Here is a 26,819-nt window from a genome sequence, read left to right on the forward strand (position 1 = left end):
AGAGGTGTATAAGAGCCAGGAGCATGCCCGCCCGTCCCCCGGAAAGTGGAGGGCTGCTAACTTGTGCGACCGTGCCCGACTATCTCCATGAGCTCTTCTCCCTTCACGGCCGCCGCGCCCTCGTGACCGGCGGCAGCTCCGGCATCGGGCACGCCATCGCCGAGGCGATCGGCCGGGCCGGGGCCGAGATCGTGCTGGTCGCCCGCAGGCCCGGCGAGCTCGACCAGGCCGTCGCCCGGCTGCGCGAGCACGGCGTCACCGCGAGCCGGATCAGCGCCGACCTCGGCGACCGCGACGACGTCCAGAGGGTCTGCGCCGCGGCCGGCGAGATCGACATCCTGGTCAACAACGCCGGCAACAACATCCGCAAGCCCATGGCCGAGCTCACCGTCGACGACTACGAGCGGACCCTCGCCGTCAACCTCACCGCCCCCTACCTCCTCGGCCAGCACTTCGGCCCGAAAATGGCCGCACGCGGCTGGGGCCGCATCATCAACCTCGGCTCGCAGCAGTCCGTCAGCGCCTTCGGCGACAGCGGCGCGTACGGCGCCGCCAAGGCCGCCATCGCCGGGCTGACCCGCTCCCAGGCCGAGGCGTGGTCGGCCGACGGCGTGTGCGTCAACACGATCATCCCCGGGTTCGTGCTGACTCCGCTGACCGAGCCCGCCCAGGCCATCCCGGGTCGCGTCGAAGCGCTGGCCGCCCGCCACATGGTCAGGCGCAACGGCGTGCCCGCGGACTTCGCGGGAGCCGCGGTGTTCCTGGCCGGTGACGCCTCCGCGTTTGTCACCGGCCAGATGCTCTTCGTCGACGGCGGTTTCTTCGTGCACTGAGATGCGTCAAAACCAGCGCGACCGCCTTTACATTGTAGATTACGTACGGCGGATCCGGGACTCCGTCATGGCTGCCGCTGTTCGGCCCGCTCGGCGGCGACGTCCCGCTCGGACACGTGTCGACCAAGGTGTTCGGCGCGGGTGTCGTCCAGTCCACCTACCGCGTCGAGCACACGGCCGTCATATGAGGTGTCTGCCCAGGTCACACGCCTTGTAGCGGCATATTCCCGGTGCAAGACTGGATTTGACGGAAGGGGGACATCATGATCGAAGTCAAGAGCATCGACAAGCCGGACGAGCGCCGCGACTTCTCGCGGGGTCACCTGGACGTGTGCAACCTGACCGGGCTGACCTTCGGCGTGGCCACATTCGAACCGGGCTGGCGCTGGTCCGAATCGGTCAAGCCGATCGCCGGCACGGACTCATGCGAGATCCACCACAACGGGTTCGTGCTCGCGGGGCGGCTGCGCCTCCGGATGAACGACGGCACCGAGGCCGAGGTCGGCCCCGGAGAGGTGTTCGTCTGCCCGCCGGGGCACGACGCCTGGGTGGTCGGCGACGAGCAAACCGTCGTGTTCGACTTCGCGGGTGGCATGGCCGAGTACGCGAAGACGGCCACGAGCGGCTAGCCCTTTCACCACGACGTGGGCCGGGATACTCCGGCCCACGCCGCGAGCGCGGCGCGGCACAAGCATCTGCTCCGCAGCCCTCGACGAGGTGGAGCGGTCTGGCGGGTGAGAACGCCTTCCCAGCAGGTGACGCTCGCCTCGGTCGGGCGCGGGCTCTACGCGAACCCGGGGTCGGGCTGCCAGAGGCTGATCTGCGTCCCCTGGTCGTCGGTGCAGGAGCAGCCGCGCCCCGACTTGCTCTCGATCACCTCGCCGGTGCTGCCGCCCAGCTTGCGCACGTGCTCGACGGCCGCGTCGATGTCGCTCACGTGGTAGTAGAGGTTCGGCTGCGCGGAGGGCCCGCCCGCGACGAAGCCCATGGGCACGGCCGTGTTGGTGACGTGCAGGTACGTCTCGTGCTCCCGCTTGAACTCCCAGCCGAACAGCGCCCCGTAGAAGGCGGCCGCCCGGTCCAGGTCCTGGACGGAGAGGGTGTAGTAGTGGAGCTCGACAGCCATGTACATTCCTCCGCAATAATTGCCGCTATCGTTAAGCATCAACAGCCTAACGGAAGCAGGCAAATATTAACAGTAACGTTAACGATATCGACGCCACCCTGGCGGCCCTCGCCGACCCGACCCGGCGCAAGGTGATCGACCTGCTGCGCGAGGGCCCTCGCCCGGCCGGCGAGCTGGCCCAGGCCGTGCAGATGAGCGCACCCGCGCTCAGCAGGCATCTGCGCGTGCTGCGGGCCGGCGGGCTCGTACGGGCCGAGGCGGGCGGCGCGGACGCCCGGCTGCGGCTCTACACGCTGCGCCAGGAGCCGTTCACCGCGCTGCAGGCGTGGCTGGACCAGGTGCAGGCGTTCTGGGCCGAGCAGCTCGGCTCGTTCAAGGACCACGTGGAACGCCGGTGAACGCCGTCCAGGCCAGCGTCACCGTGCCGGTCGATCCGGCGACCGCGTTCCGGATCTTCACCGACGAGATCGACAGCTGGTACGTCCGCGGCCCCCACAGCTGGGTCGACCCCGCCCGCGCCGTCGCCATCCGGTTCCAGGACGGCTACCTGCGCGAGCTGTGGTCCGACGGCGGCCACGTCGACACCGGCAAGATCCTCACCTGGGAGCCGCCGCGCCGCCTCGTCTGGGCCGACCTGATCAACGAGACCGGCCGGATGGAGATCGAGGTGGCCTTCAGCCCGGTCGAGGGCGGCACCGAGGTGCTGCTGGAGCACCGCGGCCTGGACACGCTGCCCACGGACGTGGCCGGGCGGATCCGCCGCGGCTACTCCTGGAACATCGTGCTGCGCTGGTACGCCGACCAGTGGAAGGACTAGCGCCGGCCGTACTTCTTGTGCACCGCCTGCTTGCTCACGCCGATCGCGTCGGCGATCTGCGCCCAGGCCAGCCCGGCCACGCGGGCCCGCCGCACCTGGACCGCCTCCAGACGCTCGATCTCGCGGCGCAGCGCGGTGGTGGCGTGCAGTGCCCGCAGCGGATCGTCGTCCTGCGCCTGCCGCATCAGGGTCGCCAGGTCGTTCGTCATGCACTAAAGGTAGTCCAGGAGCAGCCGGTTGATCTCCTCCGGACGTTCCAGAGCGGGCAGGTGCCCGGCCCACTCCAGCTCGACCAGCCGCCCCCGCGGCAGCTCACCGGCCAGGTGGCGGGCGCAGAGCAGCACCACGGGCTCGCCCGCGCCGCGCTCGGCGCACCAGATCGTCACCTGGACTCCACCACCAGCCGTACGCCCAGCCCGATCAGCACCACGCCGGAGATCTGCTCCAGCCGGCGCCGCACCGCCGGACGGCCCAGCCACTCCTTGGCCTTGGCGACCGTCCAGATGAGCAGGGTGTACCAGAGCAGGTCGATCAGCACCCACACGACGGCGAGCGTCACCAGCGTCACGGGCACGTTCTGCCCGGCCGGGACGAACTGCGGCAGGAACGACATCGCGAACACCGCCGCCTTCGGGTTGGCCAGGCACGTCCCGACCCCGGCCAGGTACGATCCGCGCCGGCCCGGCGCCGTCGCCACCTCGGGAGCCGGCGCCCCCTTGCGGGCCTGCCACAGCGACTGCGCGCCCATCACGACCAGCACCACCGCCCCGGCCACCCGCATGACGTCGTAGGCCAGCTGCGAGGCCACCAGCAGCGCCGACAGCCCGAACGCGGCGGCCAGGCCCCACAGCAGGATCCCGGTCTCGTTGCCCAGGGTGGCGGCCAGGCCGCTGCCCCGGCCGGCGCGCAGGGTCTGGCGGAGGATGATGGCGGTGCTGACCCCGGGCACCATCGCCACCAGGACGCACGCGCCCGCGAACGCAAGTAGATACATGCCCGGCATCGTGGCAGAACCGCGCCGGAATCTCGCGTGGATTATCCCCGGCCTACTCGTACAGTTTGCGAAGCTCGGCGACCGCCTCGCACATCAGCGCGCGCAGCTCGGGCGGGCCGAGCACCTCGACGCCGGCCCCCATGCGCAGCAGCAGCCAGCGCGCGTACGTCATCGACTCGACCGGCACGGTGAGCGTGCGCCAGCCCTCCGGGTCGGGCGCCTCCGCCGCGGCCAGCGCGGCGTCCACGACGTCACGGCCCATCGTGTACGCCAGCAGCTCCTCCTTGCCGGGGGCGAGCTTGATGACGGCCTCGGCGGTGTACATCCGCTCGCGGAACTCCTTGGCGTACGCGCTCCAGAACGCGGCCAGCTCGAACCCGGCCGGCCGCTGGAAGTGCCCCGGCAGCGTCTCCAGCGTCAGGATGCGCGCCACCCGGTACGTGCGCGGCGACGCGTCCGGCGGGGCGGCCACCAGATACCAGGAGCCGCCCTTGAGCACCAGCCCGTACGGGTGGATCACCCGGTCGACCTCCTGGCGGCCCCACCGCCGGTAGGTCATGTGCAGCGGCCGCTGACCCCACACCGCCTCGGCCACCTCGCTCAGATGCGGCACGTCGTCGGCCGACCGGTACCAGCTCGGCACGTCCAGCAGGAACCGCTCGCGCATCCGCGAGGCGTGCGAGCGCGGCTCGGGCGGCAGCGCGGCCAGCAGCTTCAGCTCCGCGGTGGCCGCCACCTCCCCCAGCCCCAGCTCGGCCGCCGGTCCGGGCAGCCCCGCCAGGAACAGCGACGACGCCTCCTCGGCGGTCAGCCCGTTGAGCCTGGTGCGGTAGCCGTCCAGCAGCTGGTAGCCGCCCGCGGGCCCGCGATCGGCGTACACCGGCACGCCGGCCGCCGACAGCGCCTCCACGTCGCGGTAGACCGTGCGGACCGACACCTCCAGCTCGGCGGCCAGCTCGGGCGCGGTCATGCGACCGCGCGTCTGCAGGAGCAGGAGGAGGGAGAGGAGGCGGCTGGCGCGCATGTCCCCATTGTATTGCGCACATATGTCGTGTTTGTATGAACATATGGAGCGTTTGCGGGCCATCATGAACGCGTTGCGGGTGCAGGACAGCGTGTCGGTCGCCGAACTGGCCGCCGAGCACGGCGTGTCAGAGATGACGATCAGGCGTGACCTGGACGAGCTGGCCCAGCAGGGAGTGGTGCGCCGGGTCAGGGGCGGCGCGCTGTCCTTACTGCTGCGCGGCGAGGAGCCGCCGTTCGGCGTGCGCGAGCGGGAGGCGGTGGAGGCCAAGCGGCGCATCGGCGCCGAGGTGGCCGGGTTGATCGCCGACGGCGAGGCGGTGGTGCTGGACGGCGGCTCGACCGCGCTGGAGGTGGCCCGCGCCCTGGCCGACCGCCGCCTGACCGTGCTGCCGCTGGCCCTGCAGTCGGTGTCGATGCTGGCCGCGGCGCCGCGCGTGCGGCTGGTGCTGCCAGGCGGTGAGGTACGCCAAGGGGAGCTGAACTTCACGGGCCCGCTGACCGAGAGCTCCATCAAGGCGTTGCGCTTCGACACGGCGGTGATCGGCTGCTGCGGCCTGTCGGCCGAGCACGGCCTGACCGCGCACGACCTGCCGGAGGTGGCCGTCAAGCAGGCGGCCATCGCCTCGGCCCGGCGGGTGATCGTGGCCTGCGATTCCGGCAAGTTCTCGCGTACGTCATTCGGGGCGGTGTGCCCGATCTCGCGGCTGGACGTGGTGGTGACCGACTCCGGCATACCGCGAGAGGAACGCGACGCCCTGGTGGCGGCCGGCGTGGCGGTCAGGGAGGTCGCCGAATGAGCCGCGGACATGCCGCCGGCGGGTGCGCGGAAGCCGGGGTGGTCGCGTGAGGCGCGAACGCACGGCCGTCTACCTGCTGTTCTTCCTGGCCGGCGCGGCCATCGGCATGTGGACCGCGCGCATCCCCGCCATCAAGGAACGCCTCGGCCTCGGCGACGGCCAGTTCAGCCTCGCCCTGCTGGCCATCGCCGCCGGCGCGGTCATCGGCATGACGGCGGTGGGCCGCCTGGTGGACCGGCACGGCAGCTACCGCGTCATGATCCCGGCGGCACTGGTGCAGGGCCTGGCGCTCGTCCCCGCCGCCCACGCCGGGAACCTGGGCGTGCTGGCCGGGTCGCTGCTGCTGTTCGGGATCGTGCACGGGATCCTGGACGTGGCCATGAACGCCAACGCCGTCGAGGTGGAGCGGGCCTGCGGGCGGCCGATCATGTCGTCGTTCCACGCCGTCTTCAGCATCGGCGGGTTCGCCGGAGCCACGGGCGGCGGCCTGTTCGCGCACTTCGAGCTCACGCCCGCGGCCACGTTCTGGTCGGTGGGGGCGCTCATCGCGGTGCTCGCGTTCTGGGCCGCGCGGTGGGCGCTGCGCTCGGCTCCGCCTGGGAGTCCGGCCTCGGGTGGCCGGGGCAGGCGGCCCAAGGGGATCGTGTTCCTGGGCGTGCTCGCGTTCTGCTGCCTGGTGGGCGAGGGGGCGGCGGCCGACTGGAGCTCGGTCTACCTGCGCGAGGACCTGGCCGCCTCGCCGGCGTTCGCCGCCGCCGGGTACGCCGCCTTCTCCATCATGATGACGGCGGGCCGGCTGGCGGGAGACCGGCTGGCGGCCAGGTTCGGGCCGGTGCCACTGGTGCGCTGCTGCGGGCTGCTGGCCGCCGTGGGGCTGGGGCTGGCGCTGCTCGGCGGGCATCCGGTGGCGGGCGTGGCCGGGTTCGGCTGCTTCGGGGCCGGGCTGTCGTGCATCGTGCCGCAGGTGTTCTCGGCCGCGGGGCACCGGGATCCGGCGTTCGCCGGGCGGGCGCTGGCGGGGGTGGCCTCCATCGGGTATCTGGGGTTCCTGTCGGGGCCGGTGTTCATCGGGGCGGCGGCCGAGCTGGTGGGACTGCCGCGCGCGCTGGCCATCCCGGCGCTGCTGGCCGCGTTCGTCGCCCTGGCCGCCACGGCGCTGCGCACGCGTACGGCGGAACCCGTCGGCTGACCCGTACGCGTGAATTCGGGCGGCGGGACTCAGCCGAACTGCTGCCAGCCCAGTCGGACCACCATGGCCGCCACCACGCACAACAGCACGATCCGCACGAACGCGGCACCCCGCTTGAGCGCCATCCGGGCGCCGAGCTGGGCGCCGGCGATGTTGCACACCGCCATGCCGAGCCCCAGCGCCCAGTGCACGTGCCCCTGCGTCCCGAACACCACGAGCGCGCCGAGATTCGTCCCGACGTTGATGATCTTCGCGGAGGCGGAGGCCGAGACGAAGTCCAGCCCGAGGATGGTGGTGAAGGCGATGATCAGGAACGTTCCCGTGCCCGGCCCCATGATCCCGTCATAGAACGCGATCCCCACCCCGCCCACCACCACCGCGGCCAGCACCCTGGCGTTGGTACGCAAGTGAGGCTCCGGCACGGCCCCCATCGACGGCCGCAACGTCACGAACGCGGCCACCCCTAACAGCACCACCATCACGGCGGGCCGCAGCGCCTCGGCCGAGATCGCCGCCGCGGCCCACGCCCCCAGGCCCGCGCTCAGCACGGCCAGCCCGGCGCCGGGCAGCGCCACCTGACGGTCGACCTTGGTGGAGCGCGCGTACGCCACGGCCGCCGAGGCGGTGCCGAACACCGACGACAGCTTCGTGGTGGCCATCGCCTCGACGGTCGGCATCCCGGTCATCATGATGGCGGGGAGCTGCAGCAACCCGCCGCCGCCCACGACGGCATCGATCCACCCGGCGCCCGCCGCTGCGACCAGCAACACCAGGACCTGCTCCAGCGGCACGCCACTCCCCCGTTTCCCCCAAGAAACCCCACGAGTGTACAAGCGGCGCATTCGCTTGGTTTCGGCCCCCGCCCGGCGGACCCGCTGATCAGTCTGGCAAGGCCAGCGCCCGGAGCAGGCCGGCGGTGAGGGCGGCGCGTTCGACCATGCCGTCCACGCTGATGTGCTCGTGCCGGGCATGGGCGCCCGCCCCCACGGCGCCGAGCCCGTCCAGGACGGGCACGCCGAGGGCCGCGGCGAAGTTGCCGTCGCTGGCCCCGCCGACCGAGCACTCGCGCAGGTCGAGGCCCATCTCCGCGGCCACCGCACAGGCCAGCGCGAACAGGCGCGCCGTGCCCGGCCCGCGTTCCATGGCGGGACGGTTCCAGCCCCCGCGGACCTGGATCGAGGCCCGGGGATCGTGCGGACGCAGGCCGGCGAGCGCGGCGTCCACGCGGGCGGCCTCGGCCTGACTGGAGACGCGTACGTCGACCTCGGCGCGGGCCGCACCCGCGACCACGTTCGAGCCCGTGCCACCGGCCACGACCCCCACGTTGACGGTCGTGCCCGCGCCGGGGTCGGCGAGGTCGTGCAGCCGCCGCACGGCCCTGGCCAGCTCGTCGATCGCGCTGGCGCCGTTGGCCGGCTCGAGCCCGGCGTGCGCCTCCACCCCGGTGAAGGCCAGCTGGAAGATGCCGACGCCCTTGCGCGCGGTCTTCAGCGCGCCGTCCGCGCTGGCCTCGAACACCAGCACCGCCGCGGCGTCGCGGGCCGCCTCCTCGATCAGGGGCCGCGAGACCGGGCTGCCGATCTCCTCGTCGCCGTTGAGCAGCAGCCGCAGCGGCGGGCGGGGCAACCCTGTGGCGTCGAGCGCGCGCAACGCCCAGACGAGTTGTACCAGGCCCGCCTTCATGTCGAACGTCCCTGGCCCAGTGGCGCGGTCGCCTTCGACGGTGAACGGCCACGAGGCGAGCGTCCCCGCGGGCCACACCGTGTCGTAGTGCGCGAGCAGCACGATGGGGGCGTTCCCCTGGCCCGGGTAGTCGTTGATGCGGGCGTCGCCGTACACGCCGATGTCGCCCCGCCCGCCGATGCCGCCGAACGCGCCGCCGTCGGCCCGCCGGGTGGCCGCGGGGGCGCCGAGCCGGGCCGCCAGGTAGCCGTCGAGCCAGTCCAGGCCCGCGTCGAGCAGCGCCTTGTCGTTGCTGGGCGTCTCCAGCGAGACGTACGCGGCCAGGTCGGCGAGCATCTCGGCGCGGTGCCCGGCGATCCAGGCGCGCAGTTCCCCGGCCTCCACGTCGTTTCCCACGGTCATCGGCGGGCCTCCAGTCCGGCGAGATGGTCCTCGCTCATCGGCGCCGCCCGGCCTCGGCGTCGGCCAGGCGGGCGAACGTGTCGAACGGCTCCAGCCGCACACCCAGTTTCGCAGCCTCCGCGAACACGGCGGCCACCAGGGCATGCGTCAGCGGCCTTGGCGGGAGCAGCCGAAGACCAGCTCCACGCGGCCGCATGGAGCCGTGCCGGCGCTGATGCCGCTCATGTGCCGCACCGGTGCTCGTGCCGGGGCATGTGCCAGGAAGCAGAAAGGCGGCGCGCCTTCCACGAAGGCGCGCCGCCACAGGCAAGGTCAGCGGGACGGGACCAGCGTGCGCTTCCGCGACGCGTAGATGTCGTCGATCAGCTGGTACGTGCGCGCCTGCTCGGCCGTGAAGATCCGATCGCGCTCGATGTCCTTCCTGATCTCCAGTGACGACCGCCCGGTGTGCCGCGCCAGGATCTCCTCCTGCTGGTCGCGCATCCGCAGGATCTCCCTGGCGTGGATCTCCAGGTCGCTGGACTGCCCCCGCCCGCCCTCGGTGTGCGGCTGGTGCAGCAGGACGCGGGCGTGCGGGAGCGCGGCCCGCTTGCCCGGCGTGCCGGCCGCCAGCAGGACGGCCGCCGCCGAGGCCGCCTCGCCGATGCAGACCGTGTGGATCTCCGGCCGGACGTACTGCATCGTGTCGTAGATGGCGGTCATCGACGTGAGCGAGCCGCCCGGCGAGTTGATGTAGATGTTGATGTCCTGGTCGGGATCGATCGACTCCAGCGTCAGCAACTGCGCCATCACGTCGTTGGCGACGGTGTCGTCGATCGGCGCCCCCAGGAAGATGACCCTGTCCTCGAACAGCTTGTTGTACGGGTTCAGCTCCTTGATGCCGTACGAGGTGCGCTCCGTGAACGACGGCAGCACGTAGCGGCCACTCATATCAGTTCATCCCTTCTGAGATGTGGTCGACGATCCCGTACTCCTGCGCCTCCTTGGCGGTGAACCAGCGATCGCGGTCGGAGTCGGCCTGGATGCGCTCCAGCGGCTGGCCCGTGTGGTGGGCGATGAGCTCGGCCATCTTGCGCTTGGTGTAGATCATGTTCTCGGCCTGGATCTGGATGTCGGTGGCCGAGCCCCCAATGCCGCCCAGCGGCTGGTGCATGACGATGCGGGCGTTGGGCAGGGCGTAGCGCTTGCCCTTCGCGCCCGCCGTCAGCAGCAGCTGGCCCATGGACGCGGCGAACCCCATCGCGACCGTCGCCACGTCGCACGGAATGAACTGCATCATGTCGTAGAGCGCCATCCCGGCGTGCACCGAACCGCCCGGGGAATTGATGTAAAGGGTTATGTCGCGCTTGGGGTCCTGGGCCGCCAGCAATAGGAGCTCCCCGCAGAGCCGGTTGCAAATCTCATCGTCCACCTCTTGGCCGAGGACGACGATGCGCTCGTTCAGCAGGCGCTGGCTTAGCTGGTCAGGCCAGGCCGCGCGCTGGGTCTCCGTCATGACGGTCGCCTTTCTGTGCGGGTATTACCGTGAAAAACGCTAGACCCAGCGGGCGTGAATTATGGAATCTTTTCGCTGGCGGCGCATTTCTCTAAGCGCGCATTCCTCCGAGAGCGAATAATCATCGACATACAATCGCGGATGTGAGAGGGAACTTTCTCCGGCGATGGGCGTGCCTCATCCTGGGGGCGCGCTACCGGACGCCACCGCGCCGCATGAGCTCCGCCGCGGGCAGCAGGGTGGCCTCGGCGGCGGTCAGGCCGGTGGCGGCCAGGGCCTGGTCGACGAGCCGCAACCCCACCCCGTACCCCGCCATGTCGGGAATGCCGCGAGGCTCCTGCCCGAAGTTCCGCATGGCGCTGTCCCCCAGCACGTACGCCGAGGTGTGCTGCATCCCCGCCAGGTCGAAGTCCGCCATGATCAGCTCGTACGCCCGGTCGAACTCCTCCCCCGTCACCATCGACGACCACGGGCCCATGGCCGCCGGCCCCGACAGCTCCCGTACGAACGCCTCGGCCAGCCCTTCGGCCACCACGTGCTCGCCGACGGTCACCGTGACCGGGTTCCACTCCACGTTGGTGAAGCGCACGTTGTGGTGGAACTCGTGCACCGCGAGGTGCGCGATCCTCCCGATCACCTCGTCGGAGGGCCATGCCAGCAGGTACAGCCAGCCGGGCGCGCCGCCCATGCCGTAGTAGCCACCGACGACCTTCATCAGGTGCTCGTCGCCGGGATTGCCCATCACGAACATGACCTGCAGCGACTCGGCCTGCTTGGCCTCGCCCAGCCGGTCGGAGGCGCGCTCCAGCTCGCGCCGGACCCGCCCGAGCACGTCGGCCTCGATCATGCGCCGGACGGCGGGCAGGTAGCGCGGGTCGTCGGCGTCGACGCGGAAGCCGCCGCCCTGGTGGTGGATGCCGACGATGTCGCCGGGCATCGGGATCGCCGCGCGCATGGGCGCCAGCATGTCCCGCAGCGCCTCGGGCCGGCGTTCGAGCGGCCGCCCGAGCAGCTCGGCCATCGCCGTGAGCGTGTCATGAATGATGAATTCCATGCCGCGGACGCTAAAGCCTCACGTCACGTGAGACTCAAGCCGGATTTCAGAGCGGCGACTCCTCGCCGGGATCGTCCCCGGGCGAGCGGCCCGGCGTGGCCTGCCCGCTCTCGGTCGGCGACGGCGACGGCGACGGCGACGGCCGCGGCTCCGTGGTCTCCGGAACAGGCGGCGGAGTCGGCACGAACACCGTCGGCGGCAGCTGCCGGGGTTGCGGCTCACTGTCGCGCCTGCCCAGCAGCAGGAGCAGCAGGATGGAGGTCACCAGCAGCAACAGCAGCGCCAGCGCCAGCGCGGCCATCAGCACCCGCTTGCGGGTCTCGGTCAGCGGCCGGCGCCGCCTGGTCGGCCCGGGCAGCGCGGGCGCGCGGTCGGTCAGCCAGTACGGTACGAAGTCCGGGCCGTGCGCCTGCCCGATCAGCGTGCCGCCCACCATGACCGGCTCCAGGAACCGCTCGGCCCCCGGCCGGCCCGGCACGTACGGCACCGCCACCCACGGCGCCCGCCCACCGTTGCTGTCGATCACCTCGGGCATGCCGTCCAGGACCGCGCCCCGCGACCTGGACGCCCGATTCAGCCAGCCGCGCATCCCGGACCGCTCGCCGGCGGACTCCTTGATCGCGGTGACGAACCGGTCGCGCGCCGCGGCGTCGAGCGCGGCCCCTCTCGTCAGCACGGCCAGCGACACCGCACGCCCGTCGGGCGCCTGGCCCAGGTACACGAAACCGGCCGGCGCCTGGTGCAGGCGCGCCTGCACCACGAAGGGCCCCAACCGGGGCGGATCGCCGTACTGCAGCGGACTTGCCACGTTTGCCATGAAAGCACAGACGTGGCGTCGTGCACGTTTCCGGCATTGTTTGGTGGAATGGCGTCATGAGCGTCGCCGAAGAGTTGCCAGGCGGAACCGATGCGGCCCTGCTGCGTCAGAGTCTCGACGAGGTCCGGCGAGTGATCGTCGGCCAGGACCATATGGTGGAAAGGCTCATCGTGGCCCTGGTCGCCCGGGGGCACTGCCTGCTCGAAGGAGTCCCCGGCGTCGCCAAGACCCTCGCCGCCTCCACCCTGGCCACCGTCGTGGGCGGCACGTTCGCCCGCATCCAGTTCACCCCCGACCTGGTGCCGAGCGACATCATCGGCACCCGCGTCTACCATCCCTCCAACGAGAAGTTCGACGTCGAGCTCGGCCCCGTGTTCGTCAATTTCCTGCTCGCCGACGAGATCAACCGCGCCCCCGCCAAGGTCCAGTCCGCGCTGCTGGAGGTGATGGCCGAGCGCCAGGTCACCCTCGCCGGCGTCACCCACCCGCTGCCCAAGCCGTTCATCGTGCTGGCCACCCAGAACCCCATCGAGTCCGAGGGCGTCTACCCGCTGCCGGAGGTGCAGCGCGACCGGTTCCTGTTCCGGGTCCGCGTGCCGCACCCCACCGCGCACGAGGAGCTGGAGATCCTGCACCGCATGAGCGTCACCCCGCCCGTGGCGGAGCGGGTGCTCGACCCCGACAAGCTCCTGGCCCTGCAGGAGGCGGCCGAGCAGGTCTCCGTCCACCAGCTCGTCGCCGACTACGTGGTACGCCTCGTCATGTCCACCCGCGCCCCCGCCGAGTACGGCCTGGCCGACCTCGCAGAGACCATCGAGATCGGCGTCAGCCCCCGCGCCACCCTCGGCCTGGTCTCGGCCGGGCGGGCGCTGGCCCTGCTGCGCGGCCGCGACTACCTGCTGCCCGACGACGTCCGCGACGTGGCCGTGGACGTCATGTCGCACCGGATGATGCTCACCTTCGACGCCCTGGCCGACGGCGTCGACCCCGAACAGGTCGTCAAGCAGATCCTGCACGCCGTGCCTCCGCCCCTCGTCGTCTGGAACCAGAACCGTTGACCGGCGCGGAGCGAATGAGGAGCGTCGAGGAGCGGTGAGCGACCGATGAGCACAGCCGAACAAGCACTTCGGCGCCTCGAACTGACGGTCACCCGGCGGCTGGACGGGCTGCTGCACGGCGCCCACCAGGGCCTGCTGCCCGGCACCGGCAGCGAGGCCGGCGACAGCCGCGTCTACGTGCCCGGCGAGGACGACGTGCGCCGCATGGACTGGAACGTCACCGCCCGCACCACCGTCCCCCATGTCCGCGACCTGATCGCGGACCGCGAGCTGGAGACCTGGGCGCTGGCCGACCTGTCGCCCAGCATGGACTTCGGCACCGCCGACACCGACAAGCGCGACCTGGTCGTGGCCGCGGTCGGCGCGATCGGGTTCCTGTCGAGCCGGATGGGCGACCGGTTCGGCGCCCTGGTACTGCACGACGAGTACGTCCACCGCATGCCCGCCCGCACCGGCCGCCCCGCCCTGTACGGGCTGCTGCACTCCCTCATGGACGCCCCCCGCGGCCGGATCGTGCCGGATCCGCCCGACCTGGCCGAGGGTCTCGACGTGCTGTCGGCCAGCCGCCGGCGTCGCGGCATGCGGTTGATCGTGTCCGACTTCCTCGACGCCCACCCCGACCTCGACCCCGACGCCGAACGCCCATGGGAGCGCCCCATCCGCCGCCTGGCCGCCCGCCACCAGGTCCTGGCCGTAGAGATCATCGACCCGCGCGAGCTCGAACTGCCGGACGTGGGCCGCGTCGCGTTCGCCGACCCTGAGACCGGGAAGGTACGCGAAGTGCACCTTTCACCCAAAATCCGGCAGGCGTACGCGGAGGCGGCGGCCCTCCAGCGCGAGGGCACCCGCCTCGCGCTCCGCCGCGCCGGCATCGCCCACCTGGTGCTGCGGACCGACCGGGACTGGGTGTTCGACATCGCACAGTTCGTCCTGCGCCAGCGCCGCATGAGCCACCTTGCCCACACAAGGCCCACCGGAAGGTGACATGACGTTCCTCGCCCCCGCCTGGCTGTGGCTGTTCGTCCTGGTCGCGCTGCTCATCGCCGGCTACATCGCGGCGATGTTCGCCCGCCGCCGCTACACCGTGCGCTTCACCAACCTGGCCCTGCTCAACCTCGTCGCCCCGGCCGGGCCAGGCTGGCGCCGCCACGTCGCGCCGGCGCTGTTCCTCGTCATGATGTCGTTCCTGGTCGTCGGCGCCGCCAAGCCCGCCGACCAGGTACGCGTGCCACGCGACCGCGCCACCATCATGATCGCTCTGGACGTGTCCCTGTCCATGGACGCCGACGACGTCCAGCCCAACCGGATCACCGCCGCCAAGGCCGCCGCGCAGGCGTTCGCCAGGGAGCTGCCCGACCGCTTCAACGTCGGCGTGGTCTCCTTCGCCCGCTCCGCCAACGTCGTCATCTCCCCCACCACTGACCACCAGGCCGTGATCACGGCGATCGGCAACCTCACCACCCGCCCGGGCACCGCGATCGGCGAGGCCGTCTTCAACGCACTCGACTCACTGCGCTCCTTCGACCAGCAGGCCGCCACCGACCCGCCACCGGCCGCGATCGTGCTGCTCTCCGACGGGGACAACACCTCCGGCAGGTCCGTCAACGAGGCCATCGAGGCGGCCCAGCAGGCGCGCGTGCCGGTCTCCACGATCGCGTACGGCACCCAGGAGGGCACCGTCAGCATCGACGGCAGGCCGGTGAACGTGCCGGTCAACAAGCAGACCCTGCAGTCGCTGTCCGACGGCACCAGCGGCCGCGCCTACGCCGCCGAATCCGGCAGCGAGCTGCGCGAGGTCTACGAGCAGATCGGCACCTCGCTCGGCTACAAGCTGGTCAACCAGGAGATCACCCAGTGGTTCATCGTGGCCGCGATCCTGGCCGGGCTGCTGGTGGCCGGCGCCGCGGTCATGTTCGGTTCCCGAATCCCGTAACGTTTTGCCACGTGGCCCACTACTTCTCCGAGCGGCCGAGCACCGCGAGCAAGCCGGGCTCGGTCGACCTGGTCCTGCCCGACCTGCACCTGCGGCTGGAGACCGACACCGGCGTGTTCTCGGCGGAGCGGGTCGACGTCGGCACCCGCGTGCTGCTGGAGACCGTCCCGCCGCCGCCGCAGGAGGGCGACCTGCTCGACCTGGGCTGCGGCTACGGCCCGATCGCGCTGACCATGGCGTCGCGGGCGCCCGAGGCGACCGTGTGGGCCGTCGATGTGAACCGGCGCAGCGTGGAGCTCACTCAGCGGAACGCCCAGGCCGCCGGCCTTTACAAAGTAAGGTCAGTGCATGTTGATGAAATGCCAGATGACGTGAAATTCCGTGCCATCTGGTCAAATCCTGCGATCCGGATCGGGAAGCAGGCCCTGCACGACATGCTCACCAGGTGGCTGTCCCGCCTCACGCCCGACGGCGTGGCCTACCTGGTCGTCCAGAAACACCTCGGCTCGGACTCCCTGCAGCGCTGGCTCGGCGAGCAGGGCTGGCAGGCCTCCCGCGAGGCCAGCCGGGCCGCCTACCGGATCCTGAAGGTGACCCGATGAGAAGGCAACTGCGCCCCACCGACGTCAAGCGGCTCAACCGCACCTGGCGCAGGAACACGGCCAACCGTCTCGGCCTGATCCTGGAGTCGGTCACCGGCCCGTTCAACGTCGGCTCGATCTTCCGCAGCGCCGCCGCGTTCGGCGTGGACGAGATCTGGCTGGCCGGCAACGCCACGCCGCCGACCAACCCCAAGGTGGGCAAGACCGCACTGGGCACCGAACGCCTGGTCACCTGGCACGAGCCGGTGCCGGCCACCGAGGCGGTCAAGGCCGCCAGGGAGAGCGGCTACACCGTGCTGGCCATCGAGCTCACCGGCGGGGCCGTGCCACTGCACAAGGCCGGTCTCGGCCGCGACGTGTGCCTGGTGGTCGGCAGCGAGGACCACGGCTGCTCCCCCGCCCTGCTCGACGCCGTCGACGGCGTCTGCTACATCCCGCAGGTCGGCCGGGTCGGCTCGTTCAACGTGGCGGTGGCCGCGGCCATCGCGCTGGCCGAGGCGCGCCGCCAGGAGTGGCAGAATCTCCCCGATTAGTAATCGCAGCGTTCACCCACGAAGGGCATACTTCAGGACGTGCTCAGCCGCCGATTCGCCTTTCTCGACCACCCGGGGCCGCTGGCCTTCGCACACCGCGGGGGCGCCACGGATGGCGCGGAGAACTCCGTGGCCGCCTTCGAGCGGGCGGTCGAGCTGGGATACACCTATCTGGAGACCGACGCGCACGCCACGTCTGACGGCGTGCTGGTCGCCTTCCACGACCACACGCTCGACCGCGTGACCGACCAGCGCGGCCGCATCTCGGAGCTGCCCTACCGGGCGGTCCGGCAGGCCCGCATCGGCGGCGTCCACGAGATCCCGCTGCTGGAGGACCTCCTCGGCACCTGGCCGGAGATCCGCTTCAACATCGATGTCAAGGAGGCGGCGGCGATCGCCCCGCTGGCCGAGGCGATCCGGCGTACCGACTCCTACGATCGCGTCTGCCTGACCTCCTTCTCCGACGAACGCCTGGTGCTGGCCAGGGCGGCGCTGGGCAGGGAGGTGTGCTCGGCGCTCGGGCCGCGCGGCGTGGCCGCGCTGCGCGCGGCGGCCGCCACCTCCGGCTACGGCCGGCTGCTCACCCGCCTGTCACGCGCCGGGATCCCCTGCGCGCAGGTGCCGGTGGGCTTCCGCGGCCTGCGCGTCACCACCCGGCGCCTGATCCGCACCGCGCACGCCATCGGCATGCAGGTGCACGTGTGGACCGTGAACGACCCCGCCCGCATGGAGCGCCTGCTCGATCTGGGCGTGGACGGCATCATGACCGACAACGTCACCGGCCTGCGCGAGGTGCTCGACCGCCGCGGACAGTGGTATCCCCACGGCATGGCAGCCTGACAGGTCGTCCGGCGGGTTGTCGCAGCTTGACGGGCCTTCCCGATGGTCGCCGATCGCGTTCGTCCATGACCGCTCGGTTGGTCGTCCTTGGTAAAGGATAGTAGCCTCTGGCAGCCCTGCGCATGGGTCTTTCATGGGTTCGGGGTTGTCGCAGCCCATATTTCTCCCCTCCAAAGACCGAACCCATGACGATCATTGGTGGAGTGCCGCCATGGGCTAGGCCCCGGCCCATACGGAAGACCCGGACCTCACCACAGAGATCCGGGTCTTCGTACGGCCGTGCAGGCGTTCCGCTACAGATCCAGCCCTGTCGCAGCCGCCCACTCATCCCAGACACGCAGATACTTGATCCCGGGCGGGACGGCAGCCGCCCCCTCCAGCACAGCCAGCGACATCTGAGCCAGCTCGACATGCAGCAGACTCACCCGTGCCGTCGCCTCGGCCTTCGCCAGCTCGCCCTCGCCGAGCAGCTTCAACGCCATCGCCGCCAAGTCTCGCGCGGTCCTCAGGTCCTCCACCCCGGGGCGTCCTAGCCACGATCCACCGCCTCGTATCCGTCGCCGATCCTGATGACGGTGTCGTCAGCGACACCCCGGCGCAGCGCGTCCTTCACCGCCGACAGCGGGCACCCCGGCACAGCCTCGTTCACGGCGAACCCGATCGACGCCAAATCCAGCGGCCCACCAGCTCGCGCGAGCGCCGCTTCCACGGCGGCCTGCACATCACCCGGCGCAGGCGGCTCCACACGGAGCTTGGGCGGCTTCGGCGCTCGCCCCTTTCTCTTCTGCGCCCGGTACTCCTCCAGCAGATCCAACGTCACCTGCGACAAGCCACCCTTCGCCGGCCGCTGCGCGATGCTGAACGGGTCCGCGGTGAGCAGGCCGCGGAACGTCGCGTGCCTGCGGTCCACGCTCGCGATGTAGGCCAGGCCGTGCGTCTTGCTGCCGTCACGGAAGAACTGCGGCAACTTGCTGGGGTCGGCCGCCATGCCGAGCTGGCTCTGCGCCACCCGCGCCGACGTCCGGAACGCGACCACCGTGCCATTACCACGCAACTGCGCCCGGAACGCCTGCGACTTCAGCTCAGCCAAGTCCGGAAGCTGCACCACGCCATGCACCCGGCCGCCCGCCTTGCGCCACGTCTTCGCCCCGTTCGCGAGGATCTTCGTTGTGCGCTTGCCGTAGGTGTCGTCGGTCAGCAGCATCGGCAGCTCCTCCAGCACGATGTTCAACAGCTCCATAGAGTCGAGATCCGGATCGCCCGGCAGCAGAAACGGCTTGCCGCGCGTCCGCTCCCGCCCCTGCGCGTCGATCCACGGCCCCGGGTGGGCAACCCGCCACGCGCGGCGGCGCAGCACAAAATCCAGCGCCTGCAACGTCTCGAAACACTCCTCTACGCCCTCGGCGTACAACGGGACGGCGTCGGCGAAGTCCGGCTGACTGGAGCCGTCCTGGGCGTCCAGGAGGACGTTGCCGATCAGCGGGCAGTCGTGCGCCAGCGCGAGGTCGGTTTCGACGTAGCGCGACTTGCCGCTGTTGGAGTCGCCCGCCGTGAGCGCGAACGCAGCGCCGCCGGTCGACGTCCAGTACAGGGTGTGGGTCGGGGACAGGTCCCCGAAGTAGCCGACCCGCGCCTTGCCGGTTTCCAGGTCGATGGACGGCCCGTCGTCTTCCAGGGTTCGCACCTGGGCGAGGTTGTCCCGTGCGATGACCGTGAGCCGTCCGGCCGCGTTGTCGGTGTCGGACGGCTCGGGCATCACCTGCGAGATGGACGCGCGGTAGGCGGAGGCGACATTGCCCACACGCTGCACCACGAGCGAAGCCTGCTGGTCGCCCGGCTCGACCTCATACGGCGCGGACCAGCCGCCCGGCACGGCGGTGATCGGCCCGAGCGTGACGCCCTGCAACGGCTTGCCGGGAGCGGCGAGCTTCGTCTCCCACGTGACCCGGCGCGGATCAGGCGGCTGCTCATGCGGATCACGAGGCCGGTCGATGAGGCGTGGCCGGCTGGCCTGGCGCAGATAGCTGAGCACCGCCGAACCGACCAGCAGCGCCAGGGCCATGGCGCCGAACGGCCCCAGCCACGTAGCGGCCAGCAGCCACAACGCGGCCCCGATCGTGTTGATCGCGCTGGGCTGGGTGTCGCGGCGGATCAGGACGACCAGGACCGCCAACATGCCCGCGCCGACCGTCAGCAGTGTCCCGAGGACGCCGAACGCGGCCAGGTGCAGGGCCGCGCCGAACAGCTCCAAGGCGACGACCGAGACGGCCCACGCAGCGACCGGCGAGCCGTGTCCAGCGACCAAGCTCACCGGCTATCCCTCGTAGGTTTCGGCGTCGGTCACGTTGCCGGCGCCGCCCACCGCGGCGTGCGCTTCGGCGACGACGCTGACCTGGTCGGTGGCGTTGTCGGCCATCTTCGCGGCAAGCGCTGCCATGTCGGCCTGGATGGCGGTGAGCTGCCCGCAGTAGTCCTGGTACTGCGACAGCAGAGCGATCATCGACGCGGCCGACGTCATGCCCTTGCTGATGAAGCTGCCCGTCAGGCCGTCGCACGCCTCCTGACGTTCGGACGCCTCCTCGCTGGCGGCGGTCATCTGCTCGACTTCGTCGGTCAGGTCTTCGACGAGTGCCTGCCACGTGGTGAATTCAGAGGGAATCACGGCGGGTCCTTCCGTGGTGGCCGTGTCGTGCGGGGGTGACGCGGGAGCTGCGGCTTCAGGGCGGGCCGCAGGCGGAGCGGCGGGTGGGGTGTCGTCGACGGCCGGAGGAGGAGGCGCGGGTGGTGGCTCGGTGCTGGGCTTGGCGGGCGGCTTCTCCAAGCGCCGCGCTTGGGGACGGTCGCGGACCGCCTCAGGCTCGACCACCTCGGACGCGGCTTTGTGATCGCGGTAGCCGCCCGCTGCGCCGCGCCCGAAGGCGGCTGCCACGCGGACGGCGCCACGGGCCGTCAGCGCGACTCCATAGGCGGTCGCCAGCGCCTCGGACAGCAAGTGTGAGAACCGTCCGACGTCGGGCCGGTTCAGGTGCCGCTGGCCGCGCTCGTAGCCGTCCAGGAACTCCTTACGGGCCTGCGCTGCCCCCGCCTGCCAGCCGCTGGTGACGGCCGCTCGTGACGGTTTGAAGATCAGGCTCGTCGCGAGCGCGGCCACGATCAGGATGAGGAGGCCGGAGATCATCGCTGACCTCCCGCTATCAGGGTCTGCTGCCCAACCTGCTTGACGTCGCGCACGAGCTGGTCGGGATCGACGCCGAACACCGACACGGGCATAACGACCAGCAGCAGGGGCGTGATGAGGGCGACGACGGCCGTGGGACGTCCGGCGTGGTTGCGCCTGCCCCAGCAGTCGCCGAAGCAGATGATCACGCACAGCACGCCGGCGAAACCGACAACGGCGCCCGGCAACCGGGTCGCCAGGCCGGTGATCAACGACTCGAAGAACGTGCCGACCGTCCCGAATCCGGCGAGCCCGCTGAAGAACACACTCGACCGGGGCGCTTTCTGGCGCCAGAAGAAGTAGACGGCGGGCGCGAGGCAGACGCCGGTGAAGGTGAGCCCGGCGAAGATCTGGATGAGAGTCACGATGAGGGGCCTTCCGAGGAGAGGGGGTTATCCGGTGAGGGCCGGGATCACGAACACGAGCAGCAGCGCCACGGAGGCGATGGCCAGGGCGGCAGCGAAGCGTTTCGGCGGCCAGAGCACGCCGAGCAGCGATTCGACGACGGCGTAGATGAGCAACACCGGCGTGCCGTAGGCGACATGACCGGCCTTGCCGAGCAGCGACGGGCTGGCCTGCACCCGAACCTTGAGCTGACGGAACACGGTGGCGACCGACGCCGGGCGACGCTCGGGCAGCGCGTGGTCGCCGACGACGGCCACCCCGAACGCCGTCTTGGTCCGCCCCCAGACGGGTCGCAGCACGTCACGAGCCGAGCGACGCGCGACAGGCGGGGAGGCGGTCGGGGCGGGCGCCGCCTCCTCAGGGGATTCCTGCTCGTCCGTCGCGTCCGGGTTGGCGCGCGGAAAGGGCAGCACGACGGCCGCCGGTTCGGTGTCGCCGCCCTGCTCCGGTGCGGGGTCGGTGGTGTTGTCGAACAGGCCGCCGATCTTCACAGGGTCTCCCATCAGGTGATCTCCGCTTCGATCTCGTCGGCCGTCGCCTTGAGCTGGGCGGCGAGTTTGCGTCGGGCGGTGGCCGCCTTCGTTGCGTGGCGGGCGTGCAGCACGGCAAGCGCGAGGCGGATGCGGTCCCAGTGGATGGCCATCCGCTCCTGGTCGGTCGTCGCCGCGGCCAGCTTTTCGGCAGCCCGATGCTGTCGGTCGCGGAAGCTCCTGCGCCCCACGTTCTCCTCACTCCCTGTGATCGCTGTTAAGGTTGCCTCGCGCGCCTGTGCGCCTGCGCGCCTCGCGCGCCTGCGTTGGCGGCCGGTCCTCCGCCTCACCGGAAGCGACCGGCGCGCGGCAGGGCCGCGCGGCCCGTCACGCTGAGCGATGTTCATGGCTGCTCCCCCGCGATCTCGGCGAGGCCGCCGTCCCAGTCGATGCGCATCCCCTCGCAGCCGTAGGGCACGGCGCGACAGGTGCGGCCCAGGAACGCCACCACGGTGAGCAGAGGGATCCGCCACACCTGGCCCTCGGTGTCGAACCGCCCAAGCAGGAACGTGGGATCGTAGGCACACGGCTGGACGTCGGCGTTGCCATACCGGGTGGCGAACGCGCGGCTGTCGTCGAGCAGGGCGCGCGGGTACGCGGTGAACCGGCCGGGCTCGTGGTCGATGCGGACCAGCAGCGGATCGGCGGTCCGGTAGGTGAGGCTGCCGATGACGAACCGCTCGGGGTCGTCCTCACGCCATAGCGGGAGCGGCGCCCACAGCGAGCTGGCGGCTGCGGTCTTCACGGCTGGTTTCCCTTCATGTACTCGTCGCGCAGCAGTCGCGCCGAGTCGGGCGCGCATTCCAAGGTCTTGCGGATCGACTCGGCGGAAGTCGGGTTGAGCTGCCCGGCCGCCCGCGCGTCGTCGAACTCCGCGCGCAACTCGTCGAGGGTTCGCCGCCGCTTGGCCCGATTCGATAGGCCCTTGCTGCCTCGATTCGGTCCAGGGCGGCGGGTCGATCCATTGGGGGTCGATGGAACCGATGCATTGACCCTCGATCGAGTCGATCCATTGAGGGCCGCCGAGGTCGATGGATCGAGCCTCGCGGGGGTCGATCCATCGAGGTCGATCGGCATCTGATCTGCGTGGACGGCTGGTGCGAGTTCGCCGAGCCGGTACAGGGCGCGCTGCCGGCGGGTAGCTCTGAAACGCCAGCCGTAGCCGAGCCAGCCGTGCGCGTCCTGAAGGTCGGTCTTGGCGAGCACCCGGTCGCGCTCCCGGTGGAGCGCTGCCGGGTAGGAGCGGACCTCCCACAGCACCATGCGCCTCCACAGCAGGAACGTGCTGCGCGGCGCGAGCAGCCAGCGGGACACGCGGATGCCGTCCATGCGGGTGCCTGCCGCCACCCCGGCCCAGACGCGGGCGACGTGCGCGCCGATCTCGACACCGACCACCCACAGCAGCGGCAGCGCAGCGTGCGCGACCATCCCGAACAGGTCGGCGGCCCCGGCAACGTTGAGGTAGATGGTCGCGCCGGCCAGCGACCACGGGATCAGGCGCAGCCAGGCGAGGCGCATGTTGAGCCGGGCGAGCAGGATGTCGAGCGCAGAGAACACGAGGATGCCCAGGTCGATGCCGACCGGGACGAGGAAGGAGAACACGCCGAACCTCGGGTGGGCAGCCTCGGCCACGGTGCCGAAGCTGACGACGAAGCCGATCAGTCCGAGCAGAGCGACCCCGGCGATCACGACGATGGCGAGACGTTGCGCGGCTGCGGAAAGGGTGGGGAGGACTCGGGAGGGCAGGCTGGGTGTGCGTGAGGACGGAGTCACAGTCGGGCCCCTTTACGTTGTATGCAAGCTCTAGTGCTTACGTCAACGGCCGGGGTGACTGCGGGCGTGCGGCAGGTGGCGGGCACGAGTGTAATGGCAGGCGGGAACACTGCCATGATGTGGCTCATCCCGGTTCGCGTCCTTTCAGCAGAGTGGACCGGGTAGGGCTCCGCCTCCGGGGGCAACCGGGGGCGGAGCCTGCTGGCATTCGGTTGTGATCTTTGGCGTCCACCCGTGTGATACTGGCGGGACCGATTCGCGTTTTGGTCGGCGCGAGTGGGATTGGTCCCTTCGGGTGGGACTTCCGGGCGGTTCTGGCGTTGAGCCGGGGCCGCCCTGTTCTACTTTGAATACTTTTAGTTACCTAGGCAACTATTGCTTGTGCGGGCAGCATGCATCGCGCCCACCAAGGCTGTCAAGCAGACCAGGCAGGCGAAGTGATCAAAGGCGCGGTACTCTCGCCGAGAATGCCCGCCGTCGCAGCAGGAGCCGCCCGTGGCCGCCATCCGCTATCGCGAGATCGCCGACCAGTTGCGAGACGCGATCAGCGACGGCACCTACCGGCCCGGCGACCTACTCCCCCAGCAAGACGAGCTGATGAGAACTCACCACGCGTCCAAGGGCACGATCAACACTGCGATCCGGGAACTCCGATACGAGGGACTGATCAGCCGGGCGGCGCAACGCGGACGGCTCGTGGTCCTGGACAACCGGCCCGTGCTCATCGACCTGTCCTTGACGGCCAGCACGGGCGGCGGGCTCGGCCCATGGGAGACCGCATGCAAACGGGCGGGCATGGACGGCCGGATGACCGTGACGGCCGCCGCGACCGTCGAGAGCGACCCAGACATCGCGCAAGCCCTCCAGATCCGAACGGGCCAGCCGGTGATACGGCGCGACCGGCGCGCTCTGCTCGGCGGCCAGTCGGTCATGCTCGACACGGCCTTCTACCCGGCGTCCCTTGTGGAGAGCACGCCCCTCGCCGGCGAGGGATCGGTCTCGGGCGGCGTCTACGCGGCGCTGATCGACGCCGGACTGCTCGACCCGGCGACGGCCACGACGACCGACATGATCCGATCTCGGGCTGCCACGGCACGAGAAGCTGAAAGGCTGAAGGTGCGGCCCGGCAGCCCGGTCTTGGACATCGAGCGGATCACGCGCGACGGCGAGGGCCGCCCGGTCGAGCTGCTGCGCCGGGTGGCGAACGGCGCACGTGTCCGAGTCGTTCATGACGCGCGCACCATCACTGTCTAATCACCAACGTCGCGACCTGCGTATTTACGTCTTACCGCGTGACCGCGCAAGCAAAAGAACTTGCGCTCTCATCGGCCTCCCATGCTACGGTTTCGATCAGTTAAACCCCTCCGAAATCCACCATCCCGTCGGGCTCGGAGCGGGTACGGATCGAATGGCGTCGGTTATCTCTTTCTGCAAAAAAGATCACACCCGGTGCCGCTTCTCACATCCGTATCCGCTCCCTGCTCGACGGTCGTCGGCGCGGTTCGGAGAGGGCACGGGTCGAAGTTCGTCGGTTACCACTTCTAATGGGGCGGTCGCAGGTTCGAGTCCTGCCCGGGGCTAACGCTCCGGTAGCTCAGTTGGCAGAGCACCTAAACGCCGGTGAACATCCCACATCCGTGTCTTCTCCGAACCACACCGATCCACTCGTCAGCCCTATCGGGAGCACGGGTCGAATTCTGTCGGTTACCACACAGGTAAAGGTTCGACTCCTTTCCGGCCCACTCGTGGGCCAGACGCCCAGGTCGGCTGGGCACCCGGCAGGAGCCCCACATCCGTGCCACCGGCAAGGCTGACGATCACGGGGAGTGCGGGTCGAAGTCGTTCGGTTATCCTCCGGAACCGGCGGTCGCGGGGTTCAAGTCCCCGCTGCGCGGCCTGGCCGCGCGTAGCTCAGCGGTAGAGCTCCGGTCTTGATCCGGTCGGCACACCCATATCCGCCCTCCCCTCCCCCACATCCGCCACCTGGCGGGTCGAACCCCTTGGAGATCCTTCATGGCCCGCAACCGTGACCCTCTCGCAAGCGTTTCCGCATTCGCCACCCCGCAGACCCAGCGGCTGCCCGGACGCACCGAGCAGGTGAAGAACGCGGCGGGCGGCTATGTCTTCGACAAGGACCTGTGGCGCAAGCTGGAGGACTTCCTGATCCTCGGCACCACTGGCGGCACCTACTACGTCAGCGAGAACAAGCTGACCGCCGACAACGCCGACGTGCTGTTCAACGCGATCGCCGAGGACGGCCCGCGCGTCGTCGAACTGCTCACCGACATCTCGACCGCACGCCCGCCGCGCGCCCCGAAGCAGCGCCCGGCGCTGTTCGCGCTGGCCGCCGCTTACGCCAAGGGCGACCAGGCCACCCGCCAGGCGGCCAAGCTGGCGCTGCCAAAGGTGGCGCGCACCACCGACCACCTCGCCCAGTTCTTCGGCTACTACAAGAACCTCGGCGGCAAGCCGACCGCTCACGGCACCGCGCCGATCGTCGGCCGGTCACTGCGCACGGCGCTCGCCTCCTGGTTCCTGTCGGACCGCGCGGACACCGTCGCGTTCAAGGTGTGCAAGGCCCGCCAGCGGAAGACCCCGCAGGGCGAGGCGTTCGACCTGCGCGACGTGCTGCGCATCGCCCACCCCAAGGCGGACAGCCCGGAGCGGGCGCGGCTGTTCGGCTGGATCGCCGGGAACGTCTCCGACGAGGACGCGCGCGACGTGCTGGAGTCGGTGGACCGGTTCCTGACCGCCAAGGCCGTCACCACGGCCCGCGAGGCGATCCGCGTGGTCAACGAGCGCAAGGTGCCGTGGGAGTTCCTACCGGACGCGATGCTGCGCGAGCCTGCCGTGTGGGACGCCCTGATCGACACGGTCGGCATGACCGCGCTCATCCGCAACCTGTCCCGCATGACCCGCATCGGCACGCTCAAGCCCATGAGCGACGCCACGCGGCGCGCGATCGCCCGGCTCACCAACCAGGAGGCGCTCCTTCGGGCGCGCATCCACCCCATGGACGCCTTCCTCGCGCTGCGCGTCTACGGCTCCGGCCGGTCCCAGCCCAACCCGCGCGCCGACGCGCAGACGTGGACGCCGGTCCCGGCGATCCTCGACGCGCTGGAGGAGACGTACGAGCTGTCGTTCGGCAGCGTCGAGCCCTCGGGCCGGCGACTGCTGGTCGCGGTGGACTCGTCCAGGTCGATGTCCGGGAATTGGGGCGGCAGCGGTGTCGTGGTCGGCGGTTCGTCGATCGGTTCGCCGTACGAGGTCGGCTGCGCTCTGGCCGTCATGCTGGCCCGCATCGAGAAGGGGAACGTGCACGTCATCGACGTGGACACCAGTGTTCACGCCTCGAAGGTGACGCCGCGCACCAACCTGCGGGAGATCAAGAGCTGGCGGCCGTCCGGCGGCGGCACCGACCTGTCGTTGCCGTTCCGGTGGGCGCGCGAGCAGCGCATGGCGGTGGACGGGGTCGTCCTGTTCACTGACAACGAGACGTGGGCCGGGCGGTCTCACCCGTCGCAGGAGCTCGAAGCCTACCGGCGTACGGTGGCGCGTGACGCCCGCGTGATCGTGGCGGCGATGACGGCGGCGGGCTACTCGATCGGCGACCCTGCCGACGCGGGGGTGCTGAACGTGGCGGGCCTGGACGCGTCGCTGCCACTGATCGTGAACGGGTTCATCCGCTCATAGGG

At 70.6% G+C, this 26,819-nt stretch carries 33 protein-coding genes; 14 read left to right on the forward strand and 19 right to left on the reverse strand.

What is annotated here, in order from left to right:
* The first annotated feature begins 23 nt into the window (after positions 1-23).
* Together EJK15_RS17330 and EJK15_RS17335 are read left to right on the forward strand one after the other, a co-directional pair.
* Entirely contained in the window at positions 24-833 is an 810-nt protein-coding gene (locus EJK15_RS17330) for an SDR family NAD(P)-dependent oxidoreductase (protein WP_138711471.1), read from the forward strand.
* A gap of 263 nt (positions 834-1,096) precedes the next feature.
* On the forward strand, positions 1,097-1,462 hold the full coding sequence (locus EJK15_RS17335; protein WP_138711472.1) for a cupin domain-containing protein: 366 nt from the start codon (positions 1,097-1,099) through the stop codon (positions 1,460-1,462).
* Between the two features lie 155 nt (positions 1,463-1,617).
* Here EJK15_RS17335 and EJK15_RS17340 read toward each other — a convergent pair whose 3' ends face one another.
* A complete protein-coding gene (locus EJK15_RS17340) occupies positions 1,618-1,959 on the reverse strand; it encodes a VOC family protein (RefSeq protein WP_171074359.1) in 342 nt (113 codons plus the stop codon).
* Between the two features lie 98 nt (positions 1,960-2,057).
* Here EJK15_RS17340 and EJK15_RS17345 point away from each other — a divergent pair, with 98 nt between their 5' ends.
* Both EJK15_RS17345 and EJK15_RS17350 read left to right on the forward strand, forming a co-directional pair.
* Positions 2,058-2,357, forward strand: coding sequence for an ArsR/SmtB family transcription factor (locus EJK15_RS17345; protein ID WP_276615401.1), 300 nt, complete (start codon positions 2,058-2,060; stop codon positions 2,355-2,357).
* Complete coding sequence (locus EJK15_RS17350; protein ID WP_171074360.1) at positions 2,354-2,776, forward strand: SRPBCC domain-containing protein; 423 nt, start codon at positions 2,354-2,356, stop codon at positions 2,774-2,776. Before EJK15_RS17345 ends, EJK15_RS17350 begins: the two co-directional genes overlap by 4 nt.
* Here the strand turns inward: EJK15_RS17350 and EJK15_RS17355 are convergent.
* The 4 genes from EJK15_RS17355 to EJK15_RS17365 are packed head-to-tail and all read right to left on the reverse strand — an operon-like array spanning position 2,773 to position 4,794.
* Complete coding sequence (locus EJK15_RS17355) at positions 2,773-2,985, reverse strand: hypothetical protein (protein WP_138711476.1); 213 nt, start codon at positions 2,983-2,985, stop codon at positions 2,773-2,775. The two genes, EJK15_RS17350 and EJK15_RS17355, sit on opposite strands and share 4 nt — an antisense overlap.
* A 3-nt stretch (positions 2,986-2,988) precedes the next feature.
* Entirely contained in the window at positions 2,989-3,162 is a 174-nt protein-coding gene (locus EJK15_RS70620; protein ID WP_171074361.1) for an alpha/beta fold hydrolase, read from the reverse strand.
* Positions 3,159-3,770: a LysE family translocator gene (locus EJK15_RS17360; RefSeq protein WP_138711477.1), complete on the reverse strand. Its 612-nt coding sequence runs from the start codon at positions 3,768-3,770 to the stop codon at positions 3,159-3,161. Before EJK15_RS17360 ends, EJK15_RS70620 begins: the two co-directional genes overlap by 4 nt.
* Before the next feature lie 52 nt (positions 3,771-3,822).
* A complete protein-coding gene (locus tag EJK15_RS17365; protein WP_138711478.1) occupies positions 3,823-4,794 on the reverse strand; it encodes a helix-turn-helix transcriptional regulator in 972 nt (323 codons plus the stop codon).
* A gap of 43 nt (positions 4,795-4,837) precedes the next feature.
* Between EJK15_RS17365 and EJK15_RS17370 the strand changes: the two genes are divergently transcribed.
* Together EJK15_RS17370 and EJK15_RS17375 are read left to right on the forward strand one after the other, a co-directional pair.
* Positions 4,838-5,593, forward strand: a complete 756-nt coding sequence (locus EJK15_RS17370) for a DeoR/GlpR family DNA-binding transcription regulator (RefSeq protein ID WP_138711479.1) — start codon at positions 4,838-4,840, stop codon at positions 5,591-5,593.
* Positions 5,594-5,639: 46 nt separating this feature from the next.
* Entirely contained in the window at positions 5,640-6,782 is a 1,143-nt protein-coding gene (locus EJK15_RS17375; protein ID WP_240777034.1) for an MFS transporter, read from the forward strand.
* 29 nt (positions 6,783-6,811) lie between these two features.
* Here the strand turns inward: EJK15_RS17375 and EJK15_RS17380 are convergent, their stop codons facing one another.
* From EJK15_RS17380 to EJK15_RS17405, 6 genes are all read right to left on the reverse strand, one after another.
* Positions 6,812-7,573 (reverse strand): sulfite exporter TauE/SafE family protein, encoded by a 762-nt coding sequence (locus EJK15_RS17380; RefSeq protein WP_138711481.1) that lies wholly within the window; start codon positions 7,571-7,573, stop codon positions 6,812-6,814.
* An 88-nt stretch (positions 7,574-7,661) separates the two neighbouring features.
* Positions 7,662-8,867: a M20 family metallopeptidase gene (locus EJK15_RS17385; protein WP_138711482.1), complete on the reverse strand. Its 1,206-nt coding sequence runs from the start codon at positions 8,865-8,867 to the stop codon at positions 7,662-7,664.
* Positions 8,868-9,179: 312 nt separating this feature from the next.
* Positions 9,180-9,797, reverse strand: coding sequence for an ATP-dependent Clp protease proteolytic subunit (locus EJK15_RS17390; RefSeq protein WP_138711483.1), 618 nt, complete (start codon positions 9,795-9,797; stop codon positions 9,180-9,182).
* Position 9,798: 1 nt separating this feature from the next.
* Entirely contained in the window at positions 9,799-10,362 is a 564-nt protein-coding gene (locus EJK15_RS17395; RefSeq protein WP_138711484.1) for a ClpP family protease, read from the reverse strand.
* A gap of 193 nt (positions 10,363-10,555) precedes the next feature.
* Positions 10,556-11,416: a DUF2268 domain-containing putative Zn-dependent protease gene (locus tag EJK15_RS17400; RefSeq protein WP_138711485.1), complete on the reverse strand. Its 861-nt coding sequence runs from the start codon at positions 11,414-11,416 to the stop codon at positions 10,556-10,558.
* A 46-nt stretch (positions 11,417-11,462) separates the two neighbouring features.
* Positions 11,463-12,233, reverse strand: a complete 771-nt coding sequence (locus tag EJK15_RS17405) for a hypothetical protein (RefSeq protein WP_171074362.1) — start codon at positions 12,231-12,233, stop codon at positions 11,463-11,465.
* A gap of 56 nt (positions 12,234-12,289) precedes the next feature.
* Between EJK15_RS17405 and EJK15_RS17410 the strand changes: the two genes are divergently transcribed.
* Genes EJK15_RS17410 through EJK15_RS17435 form a run of 6 tightly spaced genes read left to right on the forward strand, consistent with a single transcriptional unit; the run spans position 12,290 to position 17,199 of the window.
* Complete coding sequence (locus EJK15_RS17410; RefSeq protein WP_138711486.1) at positions 12,290-13,291, forward strand: AAA family ATPase; 1,002 nt, start codon at positions 12,290-12,292, stop codon at positions 13,289-13,291.
* 45 nt (positions 13,292-13,336) lie between these two features.
* Positions 13,337-14,275, forward strand: coding sequence for a DUF58 domain-containing protein (locus EJK15_RS17415; protein ID WP_138711487.1), 939 nt, complete (start codon positions 13,337-13,339; stop codon positions 14,273-14,275).
* 1 nt (position 14,276) lies between these two features.
* Entirely contained in the window at positions 14,277-15,224 is a 948-nt protein-coding gene (locus EJK15_RS17420; RefSeq protein WP_138711488.1) for a VWA domain-containing protein, read from the forward strand.
* An 11-nt stretch (positions 15,225-15,235) separates the two neighbouring features.
* The gene (locus EJK15_RS17425; protein WP_138711489.1) at positions 15,236-15,826 is read left to right on the forward strand and encodes a class I SAM-dependent methyltransferase; all 591 of its coding nucleotides are present in this window, start codon (positions 15,236-15,238) and stop codon (positions 15,824-15,826) included.
* A complete protein-coding gene (locus tag EJK15_RS17430; RefSeq protein WP_138711490.1) occupies positions 15,823-16,359 on the forward strand; it encodes a TrmH family RNA methyltransferase in 537 nt (178 codons plus the stop codon). Before EJK15_RS17425 ends, EJK15_RS17430 begins: the two co-directional genes overlap by 4 nt.
* Before the next feature lie 39 nt (positions 16,360-16,398).
* The gene (locus EJK15_RS17435) at positions 16,399-17,199 is read left to right on the forward strand and encodes a glycerophosphodiester phosphodiesterase family protein (protein ID WP_138711491.1); all 801 of its coding nucleotides are present in this window, start codon (positions 16,399-16,401) and stop codon (positions 17,197-17,199) included.
* 293 nt (positions 17,200-17,492) lie between these two features.
* Here EJK15_RS17435 and EJK15_RS17440 read toward each other — a convergent pair whose 3' ends face one another.
* From EJK15_RS17440 to EJK15_RS17475, 8 genes are all read right to left on the reverse strand, one after another.
* Positions 17,493-17,717 (reverse strand): hypothetical protein, encoded by a 225-nt coding sequence (locus EJK15_RS17440; protein ID WP_138711492.1) that lies wholly within the window; start codon positions 17,715-17,717, stop codon positions 17,493-17,495.
* Between the two features lie 11 nt (positions 17,718-17,728).
* A complete protein-coding gene (locus EJK15_RS17445) occupies positions 17,729-19,510 on the reverse strand; it encodes a QueT transporter family protein (protein ID WP_138711493.1) in 1,782 nt (593 codons plus the stop codon).
* A gap of 3 nt (positions 19,511-19,513) precedes the next feature.
* Positions 19,514-20,377, reverse strand: a complete 864-nt coding sequence (locus EJK15_RS17450) for a hypothetical protein (RefSeq protein WP_138711494.1) — start codon at positions 20,375-20,377, stop codon at positions 19,514-19,516.
* On the reverse strand, positions 20,374-20,781 hold the full coding sequence (locus EJK15_RS17455) for a hypothetical protein (RefSeq protein ID WP_138711495.1): 408 nt from the start codon (positions 20,779-20,781) through the stop codon (positions 20,374-20,376). The genes EJK15_RS17450 and EJK15_RS17455 overlap by 4 nt, the downstream gene beginning before the upstream one ends.
* A 27-nt stretch (positions 20,782-20,808) precedes the next feature.
* A complete protein-coding gene (locus tag EJK15_RS17460) occupies positions 20,809-21,324 on the reverse strand; it encodes a hypothetical protein (protein WP_138711496.1) in 516 nt (171 codons plus the stop codon).
* Positions 21,324-21,542 (reverse strand): hypothetical protein, encoded by a 219-nt coding sequence (locus tag EJK15_RS17465; protein ID WP_138711497.1) that lies wholly within the window; start codon positions 21,540-21,542, stop codon positions 21,324-21,326. The genes EJK15_RS17460 and EJK15_RS17465 overlap by 1 nt, the downstream gene beginning before the upstream one ends.
* Before the next feature lie 152 nt (positions 21,543-21,694).
* Complete coding sequence (locus EJK15_RS17470) at positions 21,695-22,096, reverse strand: SsgA family sporulation/cell division regulator (protein ID WP_138711498.1); 402 nt, start codon at positions 22,094-22,096, stop codon at positions 21,695-21,697.
* Positions 22,093-23,124, reverse strand: coding sequence for a DUF2637 domain-containing protein (locus EJK15_RS17475; RefSeq protein ID WP_138711499.1), 1,032 nt, complete (start codon positions 23,122-23,124; stop codon positions 22,093-22,095). Before EJK15_RS17475 ends, EJK15_RS17470 begins: the two co-directional genes overlap by 4 nt.
* 495 nt (positions 23,125-23,619) lie before the next feature.
* On the opposite strand from EJK15_RS17475, the gene EJK15_RS17480 reads away from it, so the two are divergent.
* Positions 23,620-24,378 (forward strand): GntR family transcriptional regulator, encoded by a 759-nt coding sequence (locus EJK15_RS17480; protein ID WP_138711500.1) that lies wholly within the window; start codon positions 23,620-23,622, stop codon positions 24,376-24,378.
* A gap of 759 nt (positions 24,379-25,137) precedes the next feature.
* Complete coding sequence (locus EJK15_RS17485; protein WP_138711501.1) at positions 25,138-26,817, forward strand: TROVE domain-containing protein; 1,680 nt, start codon at positions 25,138-25,140, stop codon at positions 26,815-26,817.
* Positions 26,818-26,819: the final 2 nt, after the last annotated feature.

Origin of the sequence: Nonomuraea basaltis, assembly GCF_005893125.1 — a bacterium.
GTDB classification, from domain to species: domain Bacteria; phylum Actinomycetota; class Actinomycetes; order Streptosporangiales; family Streptosporangiaceae; genus Nonomuraea; species Nonomuraea basaltis.

Bases quoted from the DNA above. Each gene is read 5' to 3' on its own strand.
- EJK15_RS17330 (WP_138711471.1), top strand. From the start codon at position 24: ATGCCCGCCCGTCCCCCGGAAAGTGGAGGGCTGCTAACTTGTGCGACC.
- EJK15_RS17335 (WP_138711472.1), top strand. From the start codon at position 1,097: ATGATCGAAGTCAAGAGCATCGACAAGCCGGACGAGCGCCGCGACTTC.
- EJK15_RS17340 (WP_171074359.1), bottom strand. From the start codon at position 1,959: ATGGCTGTCGAGCTCCACTACTACACCCTCTCCGTCCAGGACCTGGAC.
- EJK15_RS17355 (WP_138711476.1), bottom strand. From the start codon at position 2,985: ATGACGAACGACCTGGCGACCCTGATGCGGCAGGCGCAGGACGACGAT.
- EJK15_RS17360 (WP_138711477.1), bottom strand. From the start codon at position 3,770: ATGTATCTACTTGCGTTCGCGGGCGCGTGCGTCCTGGTGGCGATGGTG.
- EJK15_RS17365 (WP_138711478.1), bottom strand. From the start codon at position 4,794: ATGCGCGCCAGCCGCCTCCTCTCCCTCCTCCTGCTCCTGCAGACGCGC.
- EJK15_RS17370 (WP_138711479.1), top strand. From the start codon at position 4,838: ATGGAGCGTTTGCGGGCCATCATGAACGCGTTGCGGGTGCAGGACAGC.
- EJK15_RS17385 (WP_138711482.1), bottom strand. From the start codon at position 8,867: ATGACCGTGGGAAACGACGTGGAGGCCGGGGAACTGCGCGCCTGGATC.
- EJK15_RS17390 (WP_138711483.1), bottom strand. From the start codon at position 9,797: ATGAGTGGCCGCTACGTGCTGCCGTCGTTCACGGAGCGCACCTCGTAC.
- EJK15_RS17395 (WP_138711484.1), bottom strand. From the start codon at position 10,362: ATGACGGAGACCCAGCGCGCGGCCTGGCCTGACCAGCTAAGCCAGCGC.
- EJK15_RS17400 (WP_138711485.1), bottom strand. From the start codon at position 11,416: ATGGAATTCATCATTCATGACACGCTCACGGCGATGGCCGAGCTGCTC.
- EJK15_RS17405 (WP_171074362.1), bottom strand. From the start codon at position 12,233: ATGGCAAACGTGGCAAGTCCGCTGCAGTACGGCGATCCGCCCCGGTTG.
- EJK15_RS17410 (WP_138711486.1), top strand. From the start codon at position 12,290: ATGAGCGTCGCCGAAGAGTTGCCAGGCGGAACCGATGCGGCCCTGCTG.
- EJK15_RS17415 (WP_138711487.1), top strand. From the start codon at position 13,337: ATGAGCACAGCCGAACAAGCACTTCGGCGCCTCGAACTGACGGTCACC.
- EJK15_RS17420 (WP_138711488.1), top strand. From the start codon at position 14,277: ATGACGTTCCTCGCCCCCGCCTGGCTGTGGCTGTTCGTCCTGGTCGCG.
- EJK15_RS17430 (WP_138711490.1), top strand. From the start codon at position 15,823: ATGAGAAGGCAACTGCGCCCCACCGACGTCAAGCGGCTCAACCGCACC.
- EJK15_RS17450 (WP_138711494.1), bottom strand. From the start codon at position 20,377: ATGATCTCCGGCCTCCTCATCCTGATCGTGGCCGCGCTCGCGACGAGC.
- EJK15_RS17460 (WP_138711496.1), bottom strand. From the start codon at position 21,324: ATGGGAGACCCTGTGAAGATCGGCGGCCTGTTCGACAACACCACCGAC.
- EJK15_RS17485 (WP_138711501.1), top strand. From the start codon at position 25,138: ATGGCCCGCAACCGTGACCCTCTCGCAAGCGTTTCCGCATTCGCCACC.